This is a genomic window from Nocardia sp. NBC_01503, from assembly GCF_036327755.1.
Classification (GTDB): domain Bacteria; phylum Actinomycetota; class Actinomycetes; order Mycobacteriales; family Mycobacteriaceae; genus Nocardia.
This window is the reverse complement of the sequence record NZ_CP109596.1, coordinates 7,430,264-7,451,144: the sequence shown is the minus strand read 5'-3', so window position 1 is coordinate 7,451,144 and position 20,881 is coordinate 7,430,264. Positions and strand designations below refer to the sequence as shown.

Genomic DNA, 20,881 nt, shown 5'->3' with positions numbered 1-20,881 from the left:
GTAGCATTGGCAACTGGCGCGGTGGTACGCGACGTTGCGGTTGCGGTTGTGGCCCACTGCCGGAAAACCCGAGCATCGGAGTGGACCCCATGATCGCAGAACCCGTTCCTCACGGTCGGGCGAATTCCGCTGTCGTAGACCGTGGTCCGACCGCATTGCGTATCGCAGTGGGCGGGCAGCTACGAAAGTTGAGGGAAGAGAACGGCATTACCCGGGAAGCCGCCGGTGAACACATCCGCGGCTCCCATGCCAAGATCAGTCGCCTGGAACTCGGGCGAACCGGATTCAAGGAGCGCGATATCCGGGACCTGTTGACCCTGTACAAGGTCGACGATCCCGGAGAGCGTGAACAGTTCCTGGATCTGGTCCGAAAGGCCAATGAGCCCGGCTGGTGGCATCGCTACAGCGACCTGCTCCCGCAGTGGTTCGAGACCTATCTCGGCCTGGAGTACGCGGCCAAGTCCATCAGGACCTATGAGGGCCAACTGGTTCCGGGCCTGTTGCAGACCCCCGATTACGCCCGCTCGATCGTCGCACTCGGCCATGACGAGGACGGCGAGCGGCGCGTATCGCTGCGCCGGACCCGTCAGGAATTGCTGACCCGTCCGAGCGCGCCCAGTTTCTGGGCGGTTCTGGACGAGGCGGTGCTACATCGCCCGGTCGGCGGTGCGGCCGTACTGCACGATCAGATCCTGCAGTTGATCGAATTGTCGAAGCTGCCCAATGTCACCATCCAGGTGTTGCCGTACACGGCGGGAGGGCATGCGGCGGCGGGGAGTTCGTTCACCATGCTGCGCTTCGCGGAGAATGAGTTGCCCGACATCGTCTATCTGGAGCAGCTGACGAGTGCGCTGTACCTGGATCGTCGACAGGATCTGGAGCTGTACCGTCAGGTCATGGATCAGCTGAGTGTGCAGGCGGAGCCGCCGGAGCGGTCCCGCAAACTCCTGGCGGAGGTTGCTGCCTCGCTCGTCTGAGAGCTCGAACTACCGTGTGACAGAAGAGCGGTCGCCGGATTCAACTTCGTGACACACAGCTGTGGGGCCCCATACGGGGCCCCTATCAGCGTGTGTCGGGCAGAAAACTATTGCGCTGATCTATTGCCGGATAAAGCTGGAAGCGATTCGCCAGAAAGCTTCGGGCTGCATCATGTGCAGATCCCAGTCGTTCACCATCGCGTGCGCGGTGGTGACTATTCGCTCGATATCGAAATCATACCGAGTGGCCGCTCCAGTCGATTCGACCTGATGAATGACGAAAGCGGTTGCCGTCTCATGCGAGCATGATTGCTCGGGCTGGGTTCTTTCGGCAAACCCGAGTCGGCTGAGGTTGATTGGCTGATTCATTAGAACGCCCCTGATGCCAAGCCGAGGGTTAAACCGATGGCGCGGAATCGCCGGTGATCCACCGCTCGGCTCCCTGGTTGTCCCCTACGGTGCCTTGCATGTTGAGTCTATGACCGTGCTCCGCACAGATGCAAGTACATCTGTAACCTCGAATATGTAGGGCGAGCAGGGATTTGGGGATGCTAAAAGTTTGCGAGCTACCTTTTATCGAAGTCTTTGTGGGCGTTCGGACGTATCGTCCGAGTGGGCCGCACGCCGTTGTTCAGCGAGTTCGATGGATATACCGAACCACAGCAGCAGGGCGCTGGCCAGACCGCTCAGAATCGCCCAGCCGGAAAAACCGTATCCGGCGATCGCCATGGTGAGCGCTACCGAGACGAGCCCGACCGCGGCGAGGGGCAAACCGATGTCATTCCGGGGCCTCTCGGCGGAATTCTCCGGCTCCGCGGCCATCACCACAGTCCTTCCCACATCGAATTCGCACAACCGATGTAGCGGGGATACCCGTACGGACACGCCCCAATCACGTTCGATGGGTGATGCTCCGCACGAGACATGTTGGCGCGCGCGGCGTTTCGCTCCGAGGGCCCCGGGTATCGCCGCTTTGTCAGGCAAATACCGACACTGTGGAGGTGAATCTCTTGTCCGAGCACGAAAAGGGCGGGTTCCGCGAAGGCTTCGAAGGCACCGTGGAGGGTGCCAAGGGCAAGATCAAGGAGGCCGCCGGCACCGTCGTCGGCAATGAGGATCTCCGTGACGAAGGCCGGGCCCAGCAGGGCAAGGCCGAGTCCCAGCGCGAAGCGGCCGCTCGTGAGGCCGAGGCCGAGAAGGCTCGCACGGAAGCCGAGACCGACAAACAGCGTCAGCGCGCGTACCAGCAGAACGACTAGTGGCTGATCGTGCACTGAGCTGACCGAGCACACCGGGAATCGCCCGGCGAGGAGTCCTCGCCGGGCGATTTCGCCGCATCCTGTGCGGTGCGTCCGACATTGCGGCACACTGGATTTCATGATCGATCCACGCAGTCTGGAGGCTCGCCGCACACAACTGCTGCGCGAGCTCGCCACACTGCGCGAACGCGTCGCCGACTTGCGGGCCGACTACGGCACGCTCGCGGACTCCGGCATGCTCGTCGACACCGAGGGCATTGCCGCACTCCTGACACCCGGCCGCTGTATCGCCGGTGCGCGCGAGGTCTTCGAGGAGGCCGAGATCGAGCTCGCCGCGGCGGCGGACGCGGTCGACCGCGCGAGCGTCTTCACCACCCGGCTGCGCCCGGTCCTGCTGGACTGAGCTGTGGGAAATGCCACCGCGTGGTAGCGGGGCGGCATATTGAAACCGGTTCCAACCCTGTGTTACGTCTGGGAGCAGTGGTTTCGATCAACTGAACCGGACAGGTGGACCCGTGGTGGATGTGCCCGCGTATTTCGATGAGGTGGACGGTGGCTTCCTGCCCACCGGGTTCGCCGCCAGTCAGTGGTCCTCGGCGCAGGTGGTCGGGCCCGCGCTCTGCGGGCTGATGGCGCGGGAGCTGGAGCGCGCGCACGCCACCGACGGTTTCGTCCCCGTACGCCTCACCGTGGACATGTTCAGCGCGGCGCGCTTCGAGCACACCACCACGCCCATGGTTCGGGTGCGGGACGGTAAGCGCATTCGCGTCGCCGATGTGACGGTGGTGCAGGGCGGCAAGGTGGCCGCGCGCGCCTCGGCGGTGCTGCTGCAACCCTCGGAACAGCCGCCAGGCGGGCTCTGGCAGCGTGAGTTCGAGCCGAGTCCGCCCGCGCTCGATATCGCGCCGCCGTCGCCGCTGCCGCAGATCCCGCTGTTCAACAGCGACGGTAATCCGAACCAGTGGTCGTCGGTGCCGACCGAGCATGAGAACGCCACCCGCAAGCGCACCTGGCAGAACCCGATCCGGGTGATCGCGGGGGAGGAGCTCTCACCCTTCACCCGCGCGGCGGTGGTCGGTGAGGCCACCAGCATGATGACCAACTGGGGTGACGCGGGCATCGGCTTCATCAATACCGATATGACACTTGCCCTTTCGCGTATGCCCGAGGGCTACGAGATCGGTGTGCAGGCGGACAGCCACTTCAGTGAGCGCGGTATGGCGGTCGGCGTGGCCACCCTGTTCGATCGGCGCGGATCCTTCGGCAGCGCCATGGTCACCTCGGTCTCCAATGCCGCCCGCCAGATCAGCAGTGCCCAACTCGACGCGGTGATGATCGCGCGCAGCTGAGGCGGGCTTGCTCGCCGGGCGCAGATGGGGTGGGGCGGAGCCGATTCCGGCCCCACCGATCCGCCGCCGGAAGCGCGGTCGGCAGCGGATAATCATGAGGTGATACCCAGCGGGGAACTCTCCAACGATGCGCAGTCGCTAGATCAGATAATCGGCAGCGGCCGGCCCCAGAGCGTCGGCAGCTTCCGATTCTGGTCCGCCGAGCGGCGGTGGGAATGGTCCGATGAGGTGGCGGCCATGCACGGCTACACCCCCGGAACCGTGGAACCGACCACCGAATTGCTGCTCACGCACAAGCATCCCGAGGACCGCGCTCAGGTGGCCACCTCCCTTGCCCGGGCGGTCGAGCACGGTGAACCGTTCTGCAGCCGCCACCGCATTCTCGATACGAGCGGTGCGGTGCACCATGTGATCGTGGTGGGTGACCATATGGTCGATGACGACGACAGGGTGGTCGGCACCGCGGGCTACTACATCGACGTCACCGACACACTGGCCGAACACCGGCAGGAGACCTTGGACGGCACGCTGCCCGAGCTGTATCGGGCGCGCACCGTCATCGAACAGGCCAAGGGGGCGCTCATGCTGGTCTACGGCATCAGCGCCGAACAGGCTTTTCGGGTGCTCACCTGGCGATCTCAGGAGACCAATACCAAAATTCGGACCCTCTCCCAGCAACTGGTCGCCGAGGCGGTCGATATGGGCGGCGCGGCGGTCGAGCTGCGCACCCGCTTCGATCATCTGCTCCTGACGGTGCATGAGCGGGTCGAACCGGATTAATTGCCCCGCAGACGTTTCGACACATAACGCTCGGGTATCGCACCCAGTGACGATGCCGGGTGCCGCTATCTGGCGTAAAAACCTCATGCGATCGACATCCGAGATACCAGTGAATGCTCGAAGATGATGCATCGGACGAATGGATCGGACAACGGCCGGGCGCGGCGTATTCCGTCTCTGTGGCTCGGCGACACGGGGACGGAGCGACGCATGAGTGAGTGGATATCACAGCCGATGACGGACACCAGTGTGGTGGGTATCCGGATACCGGCTGAGCTCGGACAGTTGACGATGTTGCGTGCTCTGGCCGAAACCGTGGCTCTCATAGGCGATTTCGCCCTGGACGAGGTGACCGATATCCGGGTGGCGGTCGATGAGGTGGCGACCGCGCTGATAGTCGCCGCCGTGCCCGGCAGCGGTATCGGCTGTGATTTCGACTATGACGGCCTGCGCATGCGGGTCCGAGTCTCCGGGGTGATGGTCGACAGTGGCAGTCTGGATCAGGGTGGATTCGGCTGGCATGTGCTCCGGACATTGACCGAAAGCATTGCCGCGCAGACGGGTCCGTACGACGCGACCACGGGGGGATTTCCGACAACCGTGGAATTCTGCCGATCTCGCGGTGAAAGCGATGGCGGATGAGCGCATTCCGAGCAAGGTCTGACCCGGCTCCGTGAGCGGGCCGTGGCCGATCGAGGCTCGGACAGCCCACTCGCGGAGTCGAATTGGATACGGCGACCTCAGATCACATCCGGCGGGGAGGGTGGCGGCTGTGGAATCGGCGGCACCGGCTCCGGCTGCGGATACGGCGGCACCGGCTCCGGCGCGGGGTCCGGTACGGGGGTCGGTGGCGGGGTGGGTATCGGATCGGGTGTGGGCAGCGGGGGTGCCGGCTCGGGAGCGGGTGGTACGGGCTGGGTCATTGTTCCTCCTGATTCGTATCGCGGCGGTCCGATCGGTTCGGGGGGCGCAGCAGCGCACCGACGCCTTCGGGCAGCGGCACTTCGCCTGTGACGGGTACGATTTCGCTCCCATCGGCGAGACCGGCCGCGGGGATGGCCTCATCGGCCCGGCGGATGACGGCGCGGCCGGCGAGTTCGTGCGCGGCGATGGCGACCATGGTGTGGTTCGCGCCGCGCAGGATTCGGGTGTGCTCGATCGCCGCGCCGTCGATGAGCAGGTGCGTGACCGTGTGCGCGCGCAGGGCGGCGGTGGTATCGACCAGGCCGCCGGTGGCCAGACTCGGACGCCCGCGCGCGGCCCGGAATCGATCGAATACGGTGCGCTGCTGGGCCTCGCTGGTCTCGGTGACGATCTTGTCGATCTGTGCGGCGGCGGAGCGCCGGTCACCGCCGACCTCCACAATGCGCCGGAGCGCGGCGGGGACCTGTGGTCGCGCGGTCGCCATCAGGGCGTCGCCGCACAGGGATTCGGCCCGGTCGGACTCGATCGCGGCGCGGACGGCGGCGCGGGCTACGGGTTCGCCGGTGAGGACGATCAGGGTCGCGTCGACCTGATCGGCCAGCGCGTCGGTCGCGTCGGCGATCCGATGCACCCCGTGCCGCACCAGATCGCGGGCCGGTCGGCGGGCGGTACGCGGCGGGCGACCGCGGTCGCGCGGGTTCGGTAGTTGGCCTGCGGTGTTGTCGACGGTGCGGGTCACGGTGTCGCCATTGCGATCGGTACCGATCAGGCGCGCGCCGTGATGTTCCACGGCGGCCACCACATGCGGCGCTCGTGGTAACCGCTGTTCGAGCAGGGGGAGCAGATACGGCAGTGGTGATACGCGGACCTCCTCGCGCGACGGCGGGGCCCGGAGCTGTTCATCCACCAGCACGGTGCCGGGATCGGCGATGAGGGCGCGGCCGGAGCGACCGGTATGCACCGGACCCGCCGCGATGGCGATGCCGAGCGCGCCGATCATCTGCTCGGACGCGCCTGCCGCGGTGAGCTTTTCGGTGATCTCGCGGTGGCGTGGGTCCGGGCCACGCGTCGGATCCTCGCTCGTATCGGTGCTGTCGAAGTACACCGAGGCGAACGGTCCGGTTCGGTCGATCAGTGCTCGGAGACTTGTTCTGGTCACCTTGGTCGCATACCCCCGCATCCCGTCGGCAATCATGACGACCCGGCGACACGCAAGACGCGATCGGCACGGTGTGGTCTCGATGCGGACTCGAACGGGGCACGGCGGAGTGTCGCCATATACCTCGGGTTTACGCTCGCCAGGACCGCCGAGCCGCTGAATCGTGTTGGGGGTGTCTTGTTCTCTGTCCGGCGAATCCTCGCCGCCGTCTTGCTGATCGGCGGATTCGCGGGAGTCGCGCACGCTCAACCTGCTGATCCGCAACCTTCCGGCATACCCATCTCCGGGGTATTGCCCGCCTTTCAACAGTGGATCGATTCGGTGGTGCCGCCTCCCGCGTTCCCCAATGCGCCCGCCACGCCGCTGGTGGACGCCGGGGGGCTGTCGCCGGATCTGGCGGCCCTGCGCGCGGCGACCCTGCCGACCCCCATCGGTGATGCGTTCGTGGACGAATGGCCCACGCGGCTGGAGGACTTCAGCGCAGGTCAGCTCATCGCCTGGCGCGATGTGACCGCCACGGCCGGGCCCGCGCTCATCGCACCGGTGAAGCAGGTGGTGCAGCTCAAATACCGCACCACAGATTCACACGGCGCGGCCTCGTACGCCATCGCCTCGCTGGCCCTGCCGCAGGGAGAGTGGACCGGCGGGGGTGAGCGGCCGGTGGTGGTGCACAATCTGCCGATCAATTCGCTCGGTCGCGATTGCAATCCGAGTTACACGCTGGCACATGGATTTTCGACCAGCACCAATCTGGCGGAGTATCTGCCGCCGACCACGCAGCTGGCTCTGCTGCGCGGGTACGCGGTGCTCATCCCGGACCATGAGGGTCCGCGGATGGCCTATGCCGAACCGTTCGTGGCCGGGCACGCGGTACTGGACTCGATTCGCGCGGTTCGCGGTTCCATGCCGAATGAGTTCGGGGACAGTCGCTTCGGGATCATCGGATACTCGGGCGGGGCCATTGCCACCAAGGGTGCGGTCAAGCTCATGTCCGATTACGCGCCGGAGCTGGCGGATGTGGTGGTCGGGGCGGCCATGGGTGGCGTGCCCGCCGATTACGAGCTGCTCTCGCGCAGTATGAACGCCAATCTGGCGTCGGGGGTGTTCATGGCCGCGACCTTCGCCATCGGCCGGGAGCGGCCGGAGATCCTGGCGCATATGAACAATCTGGCGCAGTGGATCGCCTTGGTCATGAAGGACACCTGTATGAATTCGTACGGGCTACCCGGAATTCTGCAGCTGCCCATGGATATCGCCGCGAACTTCCCGGATTCGCTGCACAGCGCGCTGGCCCAGGACATCTACCGGGTGACCCGGATGGACGGCATGAAATCGCCTGTGCCGCTGTATATCTACAACGGCGGGCAGGAGTTCTGGATCCCCTCAGCGGGGGCGAGGAACCTCTATGACGAGCAGTGCGCGTTAGGTGTACCGGCGGTCTATCGCACCGTGCTTGGCGAGCATATAATCGCCGCCTTCACCGGCTTCCCGGAGTCGCTGGAGTGGCTCGGCGAGAGACTCGGCGGTGTCCCCGCGCCCAACGAATGTTGAACGCGGGCAACTGATCTCGCCCTGCCCTACATCGGGAAGAGGTTGTGCTTGCGCGGGTTGTGCTTGCGCACCGCGCCCTTGTCGCGCAGCAGCTGCAAGGCCTTGCGGATCTCCAGGCGGGTGGCCGAGGGTTCGATGACCGCGTCGATGTAGCCGCGCTCGGCCGCCGTCCACGGGGTGGCGACGGTGGCATTGTAGAAGTCGATCATGCCCTGCCGCACCGCTTCCCGCTCCTGTGGCGGGGTGGCCTCGAGCTGACGCTTGCCGACGATCGGGATCATGGACTCCGCGCCCATGACCGCCAGTCGCGCGGTCGGCCAGGCCAGCGAGATATCCGCGCCGAGCTGCTTGCAGCCCATGACCGCGTACCCGCCGCCGTACGCCTTACGGGTGACGATGGTGACGATCGGAACGGTCGCCTCGATGAGCGCGCGGAACATGCGCCCGCCGCGCTTGATGACGTGATTGCGTTCCTCATCCACGCCTGGCAGCACGCCCGGGGTGTCGACCACGTAGACCAGCGGCATATTGAACGCGTCGCAGAGCCGGATGAAGTGCGCTGCCTTGTCCGAGCAGGCCGCATCGAGCGCACCGCCGAGTACCAGGGGCTGATTGGCGATGACACCGACCGGCCGGCCGTCGACACGCGCGAACCCGGTAATGAGATTCGCGGACGTCTTCTCGCTGATCTCGTGGAATTCACCGTCGTCGAAGATGCGCAGCAGAATCTCGTGCATGTCGTAGCCGACCTTGTCGGCGTCGGGCATGATCCGGTCCAGCTCGCGATCGGTATCGGTGAGCTCGGGCTCGAGCCCCGGATTGACCACCGGCGGCTGCTCCAGGCAGCTGGTCGGCAGGTAGCTCAGGTAGTCGCGCACCCACTTGTAGGCATCGGCCTCGGTCTTGGCGACATGGTGCACGGTGCCGTTCTGTTCGAGCGCCCGCGCGCCGCCCAACTCCTCGGCGGTGACGATCGACCCGGTCACGGCCCGGATGACCTCCGGACCGGTGACGAACATGTACGAATCCTCGGTCGCGACCAGGACATCCATATTGATGGGCCCGTACACCGAACCGGCCGCGCATTTGCCGAGCATGACCGCGACCATCGGCACGTAACCGGACAGGTCCTCCTGCAACCGGCACATGATGGCGTACCAGGCCAGCGAGGCGACGCCGTCCTGAATGCGCGCGCCACCGGAGTCGTTGATGCAGACCACCGGGCACGCGTTGTTGTACGCGAAGTCCATGGCCGCCTTCACGCGGCGGCCGAACATCTCGCTCACCGATCCGCCGTACACGGTCTGATCGTGCGAGATGACCACGACGGGGCGACCGTCGATATAGCCGCGCCCGGTGATCACGCCGTCGCCGTAGTAGGCGTTGGGGTTGCCGGGCTGGCGGATGAGCGCGCCCATCTCGACGAAGGTGCCCGGGTCCAGCAGCATCTGCGCGCGTTCTCGCGCGCTCGGGATGCCTTTGGCGCGTCGCTTGGCAATGCCCTTCTCGCCGGATGGTTCTTCGGCGATCTCCAGGAGCTTGCGCAGTTCCGCCAGCTTCTCCGCTGTACCCGTCATTACTTCGGTCTTGCCTTTCGCCTTCATCAGGTGGGCCGGATCCCAGCCCGGTCGAGCCGGATCGCGGCTCAGCCCGCCACGGTACCTGGCATAGCGGGGTCCTAACCACCGAACGCCTCGGTAACCTGTGCCGGGCACCACAGCGGACCGACCGGCTGGGACAGAGATACACTGCGCCCCGTGAGCTCACCGATGACAGTGCGGGCGGGGGCGCCCGAGGTGATCCGGCCGGACCTGGATACGTTCGGGTTCTCCGAGATGCGCCGAACGGCGATCGTGGGTGCGGTACTGGGCGGATCGGTTACGCGCAGCGTGCTACGCGGTGGTCTGCGCAAGGCCAAGCGCAAACGCGCGGTGGCCGAGGGCGTGGTGAACGGTTTCGAATCGCTCGGCCCGATGTTCGTGAAGCTGGGACAGTTGATCGCCTCCTCGCCGGGGGCGTTCCCGCGCGAACTCGCCGACGCCTGCCTGCGCTGCCTGGACGATATGGCCCCGTTCCCGGCGGCGGACGCGCGCGCGATCATCGAGGCCGATCTGGGCAAGCCGCTCTCGGAGCTGTTCAAATCGTTCGACGACGAACCGCTCTCGGCGGCCTCGATCGCCCAGGTGCACGCCTGCGTGCTGCTCGACGGCCGCCCCGCGGTGGTGAAGGTGCAGCGGCCCGAGATCGCCAAGCGCATGATCGTGGATCTGCGCGCGGCCATGAAACTGGCTCGGGCACTGGAGAAGCGCTCGGAGAACGCGCGAGTGGCCAACGCGCAGGCCGTGGTCCGCGATCTGTACGAGGCGACCGTCGCCGAATTGAACTTCCTCATCGAGGCCGATAATCAGACCCGCGCCCGGCAGAATCTGGCGGCGTTCGGCGATAACACCAATGTGGTTGTCCCCGAGGTCTACTGGGAGCATTGCGGCCCGCGCGTACTGTGCATGGAGCGCATGCGCGGTATGCCGCTGGACCGCTTCGACGATATTCGCGCGGTACACCCGGATTCGGAGCTGCTGATCCGCCGCCTGGTCAAGGCGTGGATGGAATCTGTCGCGGTGCACGGGCTCTTCCACGGCGATGTGCACGCGGGCAATCTCTGGCTGCTCGAGGACGGCCGAGTCGCCATGCTGGACTTCGGCATTGTCGGTCGTATGGAGACCGAATGGCGCGAATTCGTGCGCGCGCTGTTCTATGCCAGTGCCATCGACAACGACTTCCGCCCGGTGGCCCGTGCGCTGCGCAAGCTCGACCTGGTCGCCGATGACAGTGGCGATGACGCCACCATCGGCCGTCAGCTCGCGGTGGCCCTGGGCCCGGTGCTCTCGGGCAGCCTCGACAAGCTCGATTTGGGTGTCGTCGCGGCCCGGCTGCTCGAATTCGGTAAGCGCCGTGGGGCTTCCGGTCCGGAGCAGTTGATACTCATGGGGAAACAACTCGGGTACTTCGAGCGATATGCCGTGGCGTTGGCCCCCGGCTGGAAGCTCGGCCGAGACCTGTACCTGTTCCGTAATGTCTTCCCGACCGAAGTTGCAACCAAGATCGCCGAGGAAGGTACCGAGCTCCCCGTCGACTGACGTGGGGGAACGGTGACCACTGGATTGGATTTGACTGTTCGATGAAGCTCTCCGTACTACGCAGATCGTCTGCGAAGCACAGCGCGTCCGTTCTGCGGGCCACCGCTGTCGCGCTCACCGCGGCTCTCTCCGTGGCCATGCTCGGCACCTCCGCCGCCTCGGCGGACCCGGACAAGCCCTCCGCGATCAGCTCGATCACCAAGGAGGGCCGCACCTGGCATATGAAGGTGTACTCCGCTTCGATGGGCCGCGATATCACCATCGACGTGCAGCGCCCGGCCGACGAGTCCACTCCCGCGCCGAACCTGTACATGCTCAACGGCCTGGACGGCGGTGAGGGCACGGCGAACTGGAAGGCGCAGACCAAGGCCATCGAATGGCTGGCCGATAAGCCGGTCAATGTCATTCAGCCGATCGGCGGCCTGGGCAGCTACTACACCGATTGGGAGAAGACCGATCCCAAGCTGGGCCTGAACAAGTGGCGCACCTTCTTCACCGAGGAGCTGCCGCCGCTGCTGGACGACGCCCTGCACTCCACCGGCCTGAACGCGCTGACCGGTCTGTCGACCTCGGGCACCTCGGTGCTGCAGCTCGCCGAGGCCAAGCCGGGTCTGTGGAAGTCCGTCGCCGCGTACAGCGGTTGCGCGCAGATCGCCGATCCCGCGGGTAAGCAGTTCGTGAAGCTGGCCACCGAAACCTGGGCCGGCGGCAATACCGAGAACATGTACGGCCCGAGCGACAGCCCGCTGTGGGCCGCCAACGATCCGGTCATCAATGCCGAGAAGCTGCGCGGCACACTGCTTTACGTCTCCAGCGGCAGCGGTATCCCGCTCGCCTCGGATGTGCAGTACTACCTGGGCAGCGCCCCGGGCGTCATGGGCGGTATCAACCTCGGCCTCGGCATGATCATCGAGGGCGCGGTCAACGCCTGCACGATGAACCTGAAGTCCCGCCTGGAGAGCCTGAGCATTCCGGCCACCTACCAGTTCAACCCGGTGGGCACCCACTACTGGCCCTACTGGGACGAGGCCCTGCACAACTCCTGGCCCATCCTGGCCCAGGGCATGGGCATCCCCGCCTGATTTTCCGACGTGCGTGTAATGGCGCGGGCGAACGTCGAGAGACCGCCTGCGCGATTACATGCACGTTGTGTTTTCGGGCTGCGAGGATGACGGGATGTACGTTGTCGTAGCTAATCGCGGGGAAGTGGCCGTTCGGGTGGTGCGGAGTGCTCGGGAGTGGGGGTACTCCACGCTCGTACCGCATACCGCCGACGAGGGCGAGACCATGGCCGCGCGGTTGGCCGATGAGGCGGTGCGGGTGCCGGGGGCGGGTGCCTCGGCCTACCTCGATGTGGATGAGGTGGTGCGGGCGGCACGTAAGGCGGGGGATGGGGCGCTGGTGCATCCGGGCTACGGATTCCTCAGTGAGAGCGCCGAATTCGCCGCGGCCTGCGCGGCGGCCGGGCTGGTGTTCGTCGGGCCTGCGCCCGAGGTGCTGCGCTTGTTCGGCGATAAGGTCGCGGCGCGGGCGGCGGCCGAAAAGGCCGGGATACCGGTGATTCCGGCGACTACGGGTGCCGCGTCCCCGGAGCGGATCGCGGAATTGCTTGCGGCGCATCCGAAAGGCGTCATGGTCAAGGCCGCCGCGGGTGGCGGGGGTCGTGGGATGCGGGTGGTGCGCGCCGCCGCCGAGGTGGGCGAGGCGTATGAGCGGTGCCGGGCGGAGGCGATCGCCGGGTTCGGTGATGACACCGTGTACGCCGAGGCGCTGGTGAGCGAGGCGCGCCATATCGAGGTGCAGATCATCGCGGACGGCGAGCGGGCGATCGCCGTCGGCGATCGCGATTGCAGTGTGCAGCGGCGGCAGCAGAAGCTGATCGAGGTCGCGCCCGCGCCGAATCTGGCTGCGGGACTGCGGAAACGGCTGCATGAACAGGCCGTGCGACTGGCGGAGTCGGTGCGATGCCGTGGCGTGGTCACGGTCGAATTCCTGGTGAGTGCCGCGGAATCCTGGTTCCTCGAGGTGAATCCGAGGTTGCAGGTGGAGCACACCATCACCGAGGAGGTGACCGGACTGGATCTGGTTGCCGTGCAACTGGAATTGGCGCGGGGGCGTACACTCGCCGAGCTCGACCTGACAACGGTCGAGCCGCGTGGGTACGCGGTGCAGGTGCGGGTGAATGCCGAAATCGTCACCGCCGGTGGGGAAGTGCTGCCGAGTACCGGAACGCTCACCCAGTTCGCCGCGCCGACCGGCGCGGGCGTGCGGGTGGACACCGCGGCGAGCATCGGTATGCGGCAGGACGCCCGATTCGATTCGCTGCTGGCGAAGATCATCGCGCGCGGGCCCTCCTATCCGGCGGCGGTGCGGCGGGCGGCGGATGCCTTGGCGGAGACGGTGATCGCCGGTGTCGAGACGAATCTCGCGGTACAACGCGCGGTGCTGGACGAACTGGTCGCCGCCGGTCCGGTGTCGACCTCGTGGTACGAGGGCCGGGTGGGCGAATTCGTCGCCAAGGCAGCGGATTACGTTCCGATATCCCACGCCGTCGCGGATTCGGTTGTGGCGGTGGAGGTCCTGGAGCTGGCAACCGATGAGCAAGCGCTGCGCTCACCCATGGGCGGCACGGTGGTGTCACTGGTCGAACCCGGTACGGTGGTGGCCGCGGGCGCGGAGGTCATCGTGCTGGAGGCGATGAAGATGCAGCATGTGCTGCGCGCCGACCGGCCGCTGCGGGTACTGCGCCATCTGACCGTGCCGGGTGAGGTGATCGATCCGCATGCGCCCCTGCTGGTTTGGATCGAGGCGGACCATGCCGGCGCGGCTCTCGACGGTGCCGAGGTGGACCTGGATTCGATCCGCCCCGACCTCGCCGAGGTGCTCGCGCGCCATCGGGTGGGGCAGGACGCGTCCCGTCCCGAAGCGGTCGCCAAACGACATCGCCTGGGCCGCCGCACCGCTCGCGAGAACGTCGCAGATCTGGTGGACCCGGACAGCTTCCTCGAATACGGCGCACTGGCCGTCGCCGCCCAGCGATTGCGCCGCAGCCCCGAGGATCTGATCGCCAATACCCCAGCGGACGGTCTCATCGCGGGTGTGGCTACCGTCAATGCCGATCGTTTCGGCCGGGACCGCACCCGGGCCGTGGTCATGTCCTACGACTACACCGTGCTGGCGGGCACCCAGGGCATGCGCAATCACGCCAAAACCGATCGCATGCTGGAACTGGCACACGCACAACGACTTCCGGTCATCTTCTGCACCGAGGGCGGCGGCGGTCGCCCCGGCGATACCGACTATCCGGGTATCTCCGGCCTGGATGTGACCACCTTCCGCGCGATGGGCGCACTCTCCGGTCATGTCCCGCTCATCGGCATAGTCTCCGGCCGCTGCTTCGCCGGAAACGCGGCCCTGCTCGGCATGTGCGATGTGGTCATAGCCACCCCCGACGCCAATATCGGCATGGGCGGTCCGGCCATGATCGAGGGCGGTGGCCTGGGCGTCTACGCGCCGGAGGAGATCGGCCCGATCGAGGTGCAGCGCCGAAACGGTGTGGTGCACATAGTCGCCGCCGACGAGGCCGAGGCCGTGGCCATTGCCCGCAACTACCTGTCCTACTTCCAGGGCGACCGATCCGACTGGACCGCACCGGATCCACGCCTGTCCCGCCATGTCATCCCCGAGGATCGCCTGCGCGCCTTCGATATTCGCACCGCCATCGAATCCATCGCCGACCTGGACTCGATCCTGGAACTCCGCCGCGACTGGGCCACCGGCATCATCACCGCCCTGATCCGGGTGGAGGGCCGCCCCTACGGCCTCATCGCCAATAACTGCCACCACCTCGGCGGCGCGATAGACGCCCCCGCCGCCGATAAACTCAGCGCCTTCCTGCAACTCTGCGACGCCCACCAGCTCCCGGTCGTATCCCTCTGCGATACACCGGGTTTCATGGTCGGCCCGGAAGCCGAAACCCACGCCACGGTAACCAAATTCAGCCGCCTCTTCATAGACGCGGCCGCCCTGACCGTCCCCTGGGGCACCATCATCCTGCGCAAGGGCTACGGCCTGGGCGCACAAGCCATGGCGGCGGGCTCCTTCCGCGCCCCCAACTTCGTCATCGCCTGGCCCACCGGCGAAATCGGCGGTATGGGCCTGGAAGGCGCGGTCCGCCTGGGCTTCGCCAAGGAGCTCGCGGCCATCGAAGACCCCACCGCCCGCCGAACCGCCTTCGACAACCTCGTCCACCTCGCCTACGCCAACGGCAAGGCCCTCACCGCCGCCACCGTCCTCGAACTCGACGACGTCATCGACCCGGCCGACACCCGCCGCTGGATCACGACGTTGCGGTAGTGAGGGCCGGGGCGATCACCGCGATGATCTGATCGACGGCGCGGTCGATCGGGCCGGTCGGCTGGAACAGGTGGCTCAGGGCAAGGCGGACAAGGGTTTCCGTCAACGACCCGAGCTCGGTGTCCGATAGTGCGGTGAGTTCGTACTGTGCGCGGATCATGGTGGTGACCGCCTCGATGGCGCGGCCCAGGACCGGTTCGGGTTCGGTCATCAGGACCGGCAGGAGTGCGGTGTCGGGGGCGGTGCGGCCGGAGAGCACGGCCTTGAGCAGGGTGTTGTCCGCGCCGGTGCACAGGGTGTAGTCGATAGCCTGGCGCAGGCCGCCGACCACATCGTCGGGGGAGGCCGCGAGGGCGGCGGCGATGCCGACCAGGAAGGTGTCGACCTCCTGGCGGATGACGACCTCGGCGAGGTCGTGTTTATTGGCGAACTCCTTGTACATGACCGGGCGGCTGACGCCGACGTCCTTGGCGAGCCGGGACATATTCACCGCGCCCCAGCCCTCGGCGACGACGATGCCGCGCGCGGTGTCGATGATCCGCTCGCGCAGGAGTTGGCGCATTTCGGTCTGGAAGTTCGGCGCGTCTGCCACGACCCGATGGTACATGGGCTCGCCTTTCGTCTCTCTCGTTGACATTCTCTTAATGAGTGTATCTACTGAATACACTTCTTCAAGAAGTGTAAATGCGGTACATGCAAGGAGAACGACAATGACGACGTCTCGAACCGACCAGTCGACGCCCGTGGCCCCGCCGCCACAGTGGCGCGACCGTAAGCGCTACCTGTGGCTGTTCGGCCTGGTCGCGCCCACCGCGCTGTTTCTCACCACGGGTCTGGTGGCGGCGTTCAACCAATTCGGCTGGCAGGCCGTCGCCCCGGTGTGGTGGTGGATCGGCCCGCTGCTGGTGTACGTACTGCTGCCGATTCTGGATCGCTTCTTCGGGCCGGACGGTCAGAACCCGCCCGACGAGGTGATGGAGTGGCTGGAGAACGACCGCTACTACCGCTACTGCGTCTACGCGTATATACCGTTCCAGCTGCTGAGCCTGGTGTACGCCTGCTACCTGTGGACCGCGACGGATCTGTCCTGGCTCGGTATCGACGGCGGCCTGAGCCTGATCTCCAAGATCGGCCTGGCGCTGAGCATCGGCGTGGTCGGCGGTGTCGGTATCAATACCGCGCACGAACTCGGCCATAAGAAGGCCGAATTGGAGCGCTGGCTCTCCAAGATCACACTGGCCCAGACGTTCTACGGGCACTTCTATATCGAGCACAATCGCGGTCATCACGTTCGGGTGGCCACGCCGGAGGATCCGGCCAGCTCGCGCTTCGGTGAATCGTTCTGGACCTTCCTGCCGCGCAGCGTCTGGGGGAGTCTGCGCTCCTCCTGGGAGTTGGAGGCGGCGCGACTGCGTCGACTCGGCAAGCGCCCGTGGACGATTCACAACGATGTGCTGAACGCCTGGCTCATGTCGGTGGTGCTCTGGGGTGCGCTGGCCGCGGTCTTCGGCCCGATCGTGCTGCCCTTCCTGGTGTTGCAGGCGGTGTACGGCTTCGCACTGCTGGAGACGGTGAATTATCTCGAGCATTACGGACTACTGCGGCAGCGCACCGCGAGCGGGCGCTATGAGCGCTGCACGCCGGAGCACAGCTGGAACTCCGACCACATTGTCACCAATATCTTCCTGTACCACCTACAGCGGCACAGCGACCATCACGCGAATCCGACTCGGCGCTATCAGATCCTGCGCAGTATGGACGGCGCGCCGAATCTGCCCAGCGGCTACGCCAGCATGATCACGCTGGCTTACTTCCCGCCACTGTGGCGACGGGTGATGGACCGCCGCGTGCTGAACCACTACGACGGCGATATCACCCTGGTCAATATCCAGCCCGGCAAGCGCGATCGCGTGCTCGCCCGGTACGGAGCCCGGTGATGGCCGCCTACCGCTGCCCCGTCTGCGATTACGTCTACGACGAGGCCAAAGGCGCACCCCGCGAGGGCTTTCCGCCCGGCACCGCATGGTCGGCCGTACCCGACGACTGGTGCTGTCCGGACTGCGGTGTGCGCGAGAAACTCGACTTCGAATCCTACGAGAGGCGCGACCATGAGCACTGATTTCAAACTCTTCCGCTGCCTGGTCTGCGGCTTCGAATACGACGAGGCGCTGGGCTGGCCCGAGGACGGCATCGAACCGGGCACTCGCTGGGCCGATATCCCCGAGGACTGGTCCTGCCCGGATTGCGGTGCGGCCAAGGCGGATTTCGAGATGGTCGAGGTCAGCCGCTCGTGACCGAACGGATCGTGATCATCGGCGGTGGCGTCGCGGGCGCCACCGCCGCCAAGACCCTGCGAAGTTCGGGATACGACGGTGAGATCGTCCTGCTGAGCGCGGAGCGGAGCCTGCCGTACCGGCGGCCCATGGTCTCCAAGGAGCTGTTGGCCGGAACCGCGGTGGAGCGGCGCACCCTGCTCGAGCCCGCGGAGTTCTGGCCGGAGCGGGGGATCGAGTTGCGCACCGGGGTCACCGTCGAGAGCATCGACGCCGATCGTGCGGTGGTGCGCATGCTCTACGGCGGTGAGATCGGTTATGACGCACTGCTGCTGGCCACCGGTGCGCGTCCGCGTGCGCTGCCCGGGGTGCGACACGGTCTGCCCATGCTGCGCGGTCGCGACGATATCGAGGTACTGCGCCGGGCCATCGACGAGGGCTCGCTGCTCATCGCCGGAGCCGGGCTCATCGGGTGCGAGGTCGCCGCCACCGCCGCGAATCTCGGTGCGCGCGTGACGGTTCTGCACGCCGGAACCACTCCGCTGGATCGGATCGCCCCGCCGGTCATCGGCGACTATGTCCGGAAACTGCACGCGGACAATGGCGTCGATATCCACGGCGACGTGCTGCTGACCGGCGTGGAGCAGCTCGGGAACAGTGTCCGCGCGAGCGCGACCGACGGCCGGGAATGGCGTGCCGGAGCGGCTCTGATCGCCATCGGCGCGGTCGCCGATACCGCGCTGGCCGAGACCGCCGGGGTGAAGGTCGACGACGGAATCCTGGTGGACGAGGCGTATCGCACCTCGGTGCCCGGGATCTTCGCCGCCGGAGACGCCGCCGCCCGATTCGATCCAGGGCTCAATGCGTATGTGCGCGAAGAGCATTGGAACAGCGCCCAGGCGCAGGGGGCGGCCGCCGCGCAGTCCATGCTCGGTCTGCCGCCCACCCCCGTCGGTGTCAGTTGGGGTTGGTCCACCCAGTACGGGATCAATATCCAGTTCGCGGGCCGTATCCTGCCCGGCGATGACCTGGAGGTGCGGGGCACGCCCGGCACCCCGGATATCACCGTGCTGGCCTCCCGGGACGGCTGTCTCAGAGGCGCGGTCTCGATCGGCCGTCCGGCCGATATTCGCGCCGTCCGCGCAGAGCTGTCCGCGCGGAGCTAATCACGCGCAATAAGTGAAATACCGCCGAATCAATCCTATTGATCGGCGGTATCTCTGTTTGCCGGACCATTGCTGAATACCTTCTGACCTGGCCTATTTCGATATCGCGCGCGCATTTTTCACCGAATCCGCCCGGTTGGTCAAGCCCTAAGGTCAATCCAGTGAAGACTGACACGTCAGTCCGAAATCTGTATTACTGTCCGTCTGGGTCGGTACAGGCCCGAAGGGGTAGTGGGGTGGTAGGCATTGGTCGACAAGGTCATTCGGGGGCCTGAGCCGTTCATTCGGCAGGGCGTCGAGTTCGTTCTCTCCGGGTTGCGCACCTTCGGGCGCACCATTCAACTCGCGGTGGCGGCCTTCCGCTACCTGGTCACCGATATCGTGGCCCTCAAACATCCGTGGCGCGACACCCTGCAGCAGGGCTGGTTCATTGTCAGCGTCACCGCCATTCCCGCTGTGCTGGTGTCGATTCCCTTCGGCGTCATTGTCGCGGTGCAGGTCGGCAGCCTGACCCAGCAGGTCGGCGCCAGCTCGGTCTCCGGTGCGGCCGGCGGCCTCGGCGTCATCCGCCAGGGCGCGCCCATGGTGACCGCGCTACTGCTGGGCGGTGCGGCGGGTTCGGCCATTGCCGCGGATCTCGGCGCGCGCACCATTCGCGATGAGGTGGATGCGCTGCGCACCATGGGAATCGATCCGGTGCGCCGCCTGGTCGCCCCGCGATTGGCGGCCATGATCACGCTCACGCCGCTGCTGTGCATGCTCATCATCTTCATGGGCGTCTTCACCGGATACGTGATCGCGGTGGGCTTTCAGGGCGTCACGCCCGGCAGCTACCTGTCCGCCTTCGCGGCCTTCGCCAAGATGAGTGATCTGGCGGTGGCCATCGTGAAGTCGGTCATCTTCGGGGTGATCGTGCTGATCGTCTCCTGTCAGCGCGGCCTGGAGGCCACCCACGGGCCCAAGGGTGTGGCCAATGCCGTGAACGCGGCCGTGGTGATCGGCGTCATCGCCGCCTTCGGCGTGAATCTGGTTGTCACCCAACTGGTTTCCATGTTCATCCCGACGCAGGTGGGCTGATGACCCAGGTTCCCGCCCGCTATCAACCACTCGGCACGGTCGGCCGCGTCGCCGAGCGCGGCGCCCAGGCGCCCCTCGGAGTCTTCGAATCCCTCGGGCACCAGGCGACTTTCGTCTACGAGGTGCTGACCGCCATCCCGCATACGCTGCGGATCTACCGGCGCCAGACCATGCTCATCCTCTCCGATATCACCTGGGGCTCAGGGGCGATCATCGTCGGCGGCGGCACCGTGGCGGTGCTGGCCTTCCTCGGTATCGCGGTCGGCGGCTCCATCGGCGTGGAGGGTTTCACCGCGCTGAATATGGTCGGAATGGGCCCGCTCACCGGCTTCGTCTCGGCCTACGCCAATACCCGGGAGATGGCCCCCATGGTGGCGGCCATCGGTTTCGCGGCTCAGGCCGGATGCCGGATGACCGCCGAGATCGGGGCCATGCGCATCTCCGAGGAGATAGACGCCTTGGAGGCCATCGGGATTCGGCCTATGCCGTTCGTGGTGACCACCCGCGTGATCGCGGGCGTCATCACCATCGTCCCGCTGCACCTGCTCACGCTCATCCTGTCGTATCTGTCCTGCGCGACGGTGGTGAATGTGCTGCACGGGCAGTCCTCGGGCACCTACTACCACTATTTCAACGCGTTCCTGCAACCCGGTGATGTGATCGCATCCCTGATCAAGGCAACGATTTTCGTCATCACCATCATTCTCATCCACGGCTACCAGGGCTTCTACGCCTCGGGCGGCCCGGAGGGCGTGGGGCGGGCCTCGGGCCGCGCCATTCGCGCCAGCCTGGTGCTGGTGGTCATCCTGGACATGATCCTCACCATCGTGATCTGGGGCCTGGATGTCGGCATCAGGATCTCGGGGTGATGTG

Annotated in this window: 22 protein-coding genes; 16 read left to right on the top strand and 6 right to left on the bottom strand. The window is 66.2% G+C overall.

The window, feature by feature from the left end; genetic code table 11:
• Positions 1–89: 89 nt before the first annotated feature.
• Positions 90–977, top strand: a complete 888-nt coding sequence (locus tag OHB26_RS34205) for a helix-turn-helix domain-containing protein (RefSeq protein ID WP_330181381.1) — start codon at positions 90–92, stop codon at positions 975–977.
• Between the two features lie 120 nt (positions 978–1,097).
• Here the strand turns inward: OHB26_RS34205 and OHB26_RS34200 are convergent, their stop codons facing one another.
• Positions 1,098–1,346, bottom strand: a complete 249-nt coding sequence (locus tag OHB26_RS34200) for a hypothetical protein (RefSeq protein WP_067570383.1) — start codon at positions 1,344–1,346, stop codon at positions 1,098–1,100.
• A 204-nt stretch (positions 1,347–1,550) separates the two neighbouring features.
• The gene (locus OHB26_RS34195; protein ID WP_330181380.1) at positions 1,551–1,799 is read right to left on the bottom strand and encodes a hypothetical protein; all 249 of its coding nucleotides are present in this window, start codon (positions 1,797–1,799) and stop codon (positions 1,551–1,553) included.
• A gap of 188 nt (positions 1,800–1,987) precedes the next feature.
• Between OHB26_RS34195 and mbp1 the strand changes: the two genes are divergently transcribed.
• From mbp1 to OHB26_RS34170, 5 genes are all read left to right on the top strand, one after another.
• On the top strand, positions 1,988–2,236 hold the full coding sequence (gene mbp1, locus OHB26_RS34190; RefSeq protein ID WP_330181379.1) for a microaggregate-binding protein 1: 249 nt from the start codon (positions 1,988–1,990) through the stop codon (positions 2,234–2,236).
• 118 nt (positions 2,237–2,354) lie between these two features.
• Complete coding sequence (locus tag OHB26_RS34185) at positions 2,355–2,639, top strand: hypothetical protein (protein WP_330181378.1); 285 nt, start codon at positions 2,355–2,357, stop codon at positions 2,637–2,639.
• A 112-nt stretch (positions 2,640–2,751) separates the two neighbouring features.
• Positions 2,752–3,585: an acyl-CoA thioesterase domain-containing protein gene (locus tag OHB26_RS34180; protein WP_330181377.1), complete on the top strand. Its 834-nt coding sequence runs from the start codon at positions 2,752–2,754 to the stop codon at positions 3,583–3,585.
• 99 nt (positions 3,586–3,684) lie between these two features.
• Entirely contained in the window at positions 3,685–4,365 is a 681-nt protein-coding gene (locus tag OHB26_RS34175; RefSeq protein WP_330181376.1) for a PAS and ANTAR domain-containing protein, read from the top strand.
• A gap of 210 nt (positions 4,366–4,575) precedes the next feature.
• Positions 4,576–5,007 carry an ATP-binding protein gene (locus tag OHB26_RS34170; RefSeq protein ID WP_330181375.1) on the top strand — a complete coding sequence of 144 codons (432 nt, stop codon included), beginning with the start codon at positions 4,576–4,578 and terminating at the stop codon, positions 5,005–5,007.
• A 98-nt stretch (positions 5,008–5,105) separates the two neighbouring features.
• Here OHB26_RS34170 and OHB26_RS34165 read toward each other — a convergent pair whose 3' ends face one another.
• On the bottom strand, positions 5,106–5,288 hold the full coding sequence (locus tag OHB26_RS34165) for a hypothetical protein (RefSeq protein ID WP_330181374.1): 183 nt from the start codon (positions 5,286–5,288) through the stop codon (positions 5,106–5,108).
• On the bottom strand, positions 5,285–6,448 hold the full coding sequence (locus tag OHB26_RS34160; RefSeq protein WP_330181373.1) for a baeRF2 domain-containing protein: 1,164 nt from the start codon (positions 6,446–6,448) through the stop codon (positions 5,285–5,287). The genes OHB26_RS34165 and OHB26_RS34160 overlap by 4 nt, the downstream gene beginning before the upstream one ends.
• Positions 6,449–6,625: 177 nt before the next feature.
• Between OHB26_RS34160 and OHB26_RS34155 the strand changes: the two genes are divergently transcribed.
• Positions 6,626–7,999: a lipase family protein gene (locus tag OHB26_RS34155; protein WP_330181372.1), complete on the top strand. Its 1,374-nt coding sequence runs from the start codon at positions 6,626–6,628 to the stop codon at positions 7,997–7,999.
• A gap of 26 nt (positions 8,000–8,025) precedes the next feature.
• On the opposite strand, the gene OHB26_RS34150 is transcribed toward OHB26_RS34155, so the two are convergent.
• Positions 8,026–9,576 carry an acyl-CoA carboxylase subunit beta gene (locus OHB26_RS34150; RefSeq protein ID WP_330181371.1) on the bottom strand — a complete coding sequence of 517 codons (1,551 nt, stop codon included), beginning with the start codon at positions 9,574–9,576 and terminating at the stop codon, positions 8,026–8,028.
• A 192-nt stretch (positions 9,577–9,768) separates the two neighbouring features.
• Here OHB26_RS34150 and OHB26_RS34145 point away from each other — a divergent pair, with 192 nt between their 5' ends.
• The 3 genes from OHB26_RS34145 (at position 9,769) to OHB26_RS34135 (ending at position 15,492) form a co-directional block, all read left to right on the top strand.
• Positions 9,769–11,136, top strand: a complete 1,368-nt coding sequence (locus OHB26_RS34145; protein WP_442943058.1) for an ABC1 kinase family protein — start codon at positions 9,769–9,771, stop codon at positions 11,134–11,136.
• Positions 11,137–11,177: 41 nt separating this feature from the next.
• The gene (locus OHB26_RS34140; protein WP_442942783.1) at positions 11,178–12,218 is read left to right on the top strand and encodes an alpha/beta hydrolase; all 1,041 of its coding nucleotides are present in this window, start codon (positions 11,178–11,180) and stop codon (positions 12,216–12,218) included.
• Between the two features lie 94 nt (positions 12,219–12,312).
• Positions 12,313–15,492, top strand: a complete 3,180-nt coding sequence (locus OHB26_RS34135) for an acetyl-CoA carboxylase family protein (RefSeq protein ID WP_330181369.1) — start codon at positions 12,313–12,315, stop codon at positions 15,490–15,492.
• Here the strand turns inward: OHB26_RS34135 and OHB26_RS34130 are convergent.
• Positions 15,476–16,084, bottom strand: coding sequence for a TetR/AcrR family transcriptional regulator (locus OHB26_RS34130; protein WP_330181368.1), 609 nt, complete (start codon positions 16,082–16,084; stop codon positions 15,476–15,478). The two genes, OHB26_RS34135 and OHB26_RS34130, sit on opposite strands and share 17 nt — an antisense overlap.
• Before the next feature lie 118 nt (positions 16,085–16,202).
• On the opposite strand from OHB26_RS34130, the gene OHB26_RS34125 reads away from it, so the two are divergent.
• The 6 genes from OHB26_RS34125 to OHB26_RS34100 all read left to right on the top strand — a co-directional run bounded on the left by OHB26_RS34125 (position 16,203) and on the right by OHB26_RS34100 (position 20,877).
• Positions 16,203–17,429 carry an alkane 1-monooxygenase gene (locus OHB26_RS34125; RefSeq protein ID WP_330181367.1) on the top strand — a complete coding sequence of 409 codons (1,227 nt, stop codon included), beginning with the start codon at positions 16,203–16,205 and terminating at the stop codon, positions 17,427–17,429.
• Entirely contained in the window at positions 17,429–17,611 is a 183-nt protein-coding gene (locus tag OHB26_RS34120; RefSeq protein WP_330181366.1) for a rubredoxin, read from the top strand. The genes OHB26_RS34125 and OHB26_RS34120 overlap by 1 nt, the downstream gene beginning before the upstream one ends.
• Entirely contained in the window at positions 17,601–17,786 is a 186-nt protein-coding gene (locus OHB26_RS34115; RefSeq protein WP_330181365.1) for a rubredoxin, read from the top strand. The genes OHB26_RS34120 and OHB26_RS34115 overlap by 11 nt, the downstream gene beginning before the upstream one ends.
• Positions 17,783–18,931 (top strand): NAD(P)/FAD-dependent oxidoreductase, encoded by a 1,149-nt coding sequence (locus OHB26_RS34110; RefSeq protein ID WP_330181364.1) that lies wholly within the window; start codon positions 17,783–17,785, stop codon positions 18,929–18,931. Before OHB26_RS34115 ends, OHB26_RS34110 begins: the two co-directional genes overlap by 4 nt.
• 246 nt (positions 18,932–19,177) lie before the next feature.
• The gene (locus tag OHB26_RS34105; protein WP_442942782.1) at positions 19,178–20,008 is read left to right on the top strand and encodes an MlaE family ABC transporter permease; all 831 of its coding nucleotides are present in this window, start codon (positions 19,178–19,180) and stop codon (positions 20,006–20,008) included.
• On the top strand, positions 20,008–20,877 hold the full coding sequence (locus OHB26_RS34100; RefSeq protein ID WP_330181363.1) for an MlaE family ABC transporter permease: 870 nt from the start codon (positions 20,008–20,010) through the stop codon (positions 20,875–20,877). The genes OHB26_RS34105 and OHB26_RS34100 overlap by 1 nt, the downstream gene beginning before the upstream one ends.
• Positions 20,878–20,881: the final 4 nt, after the last annotated feature.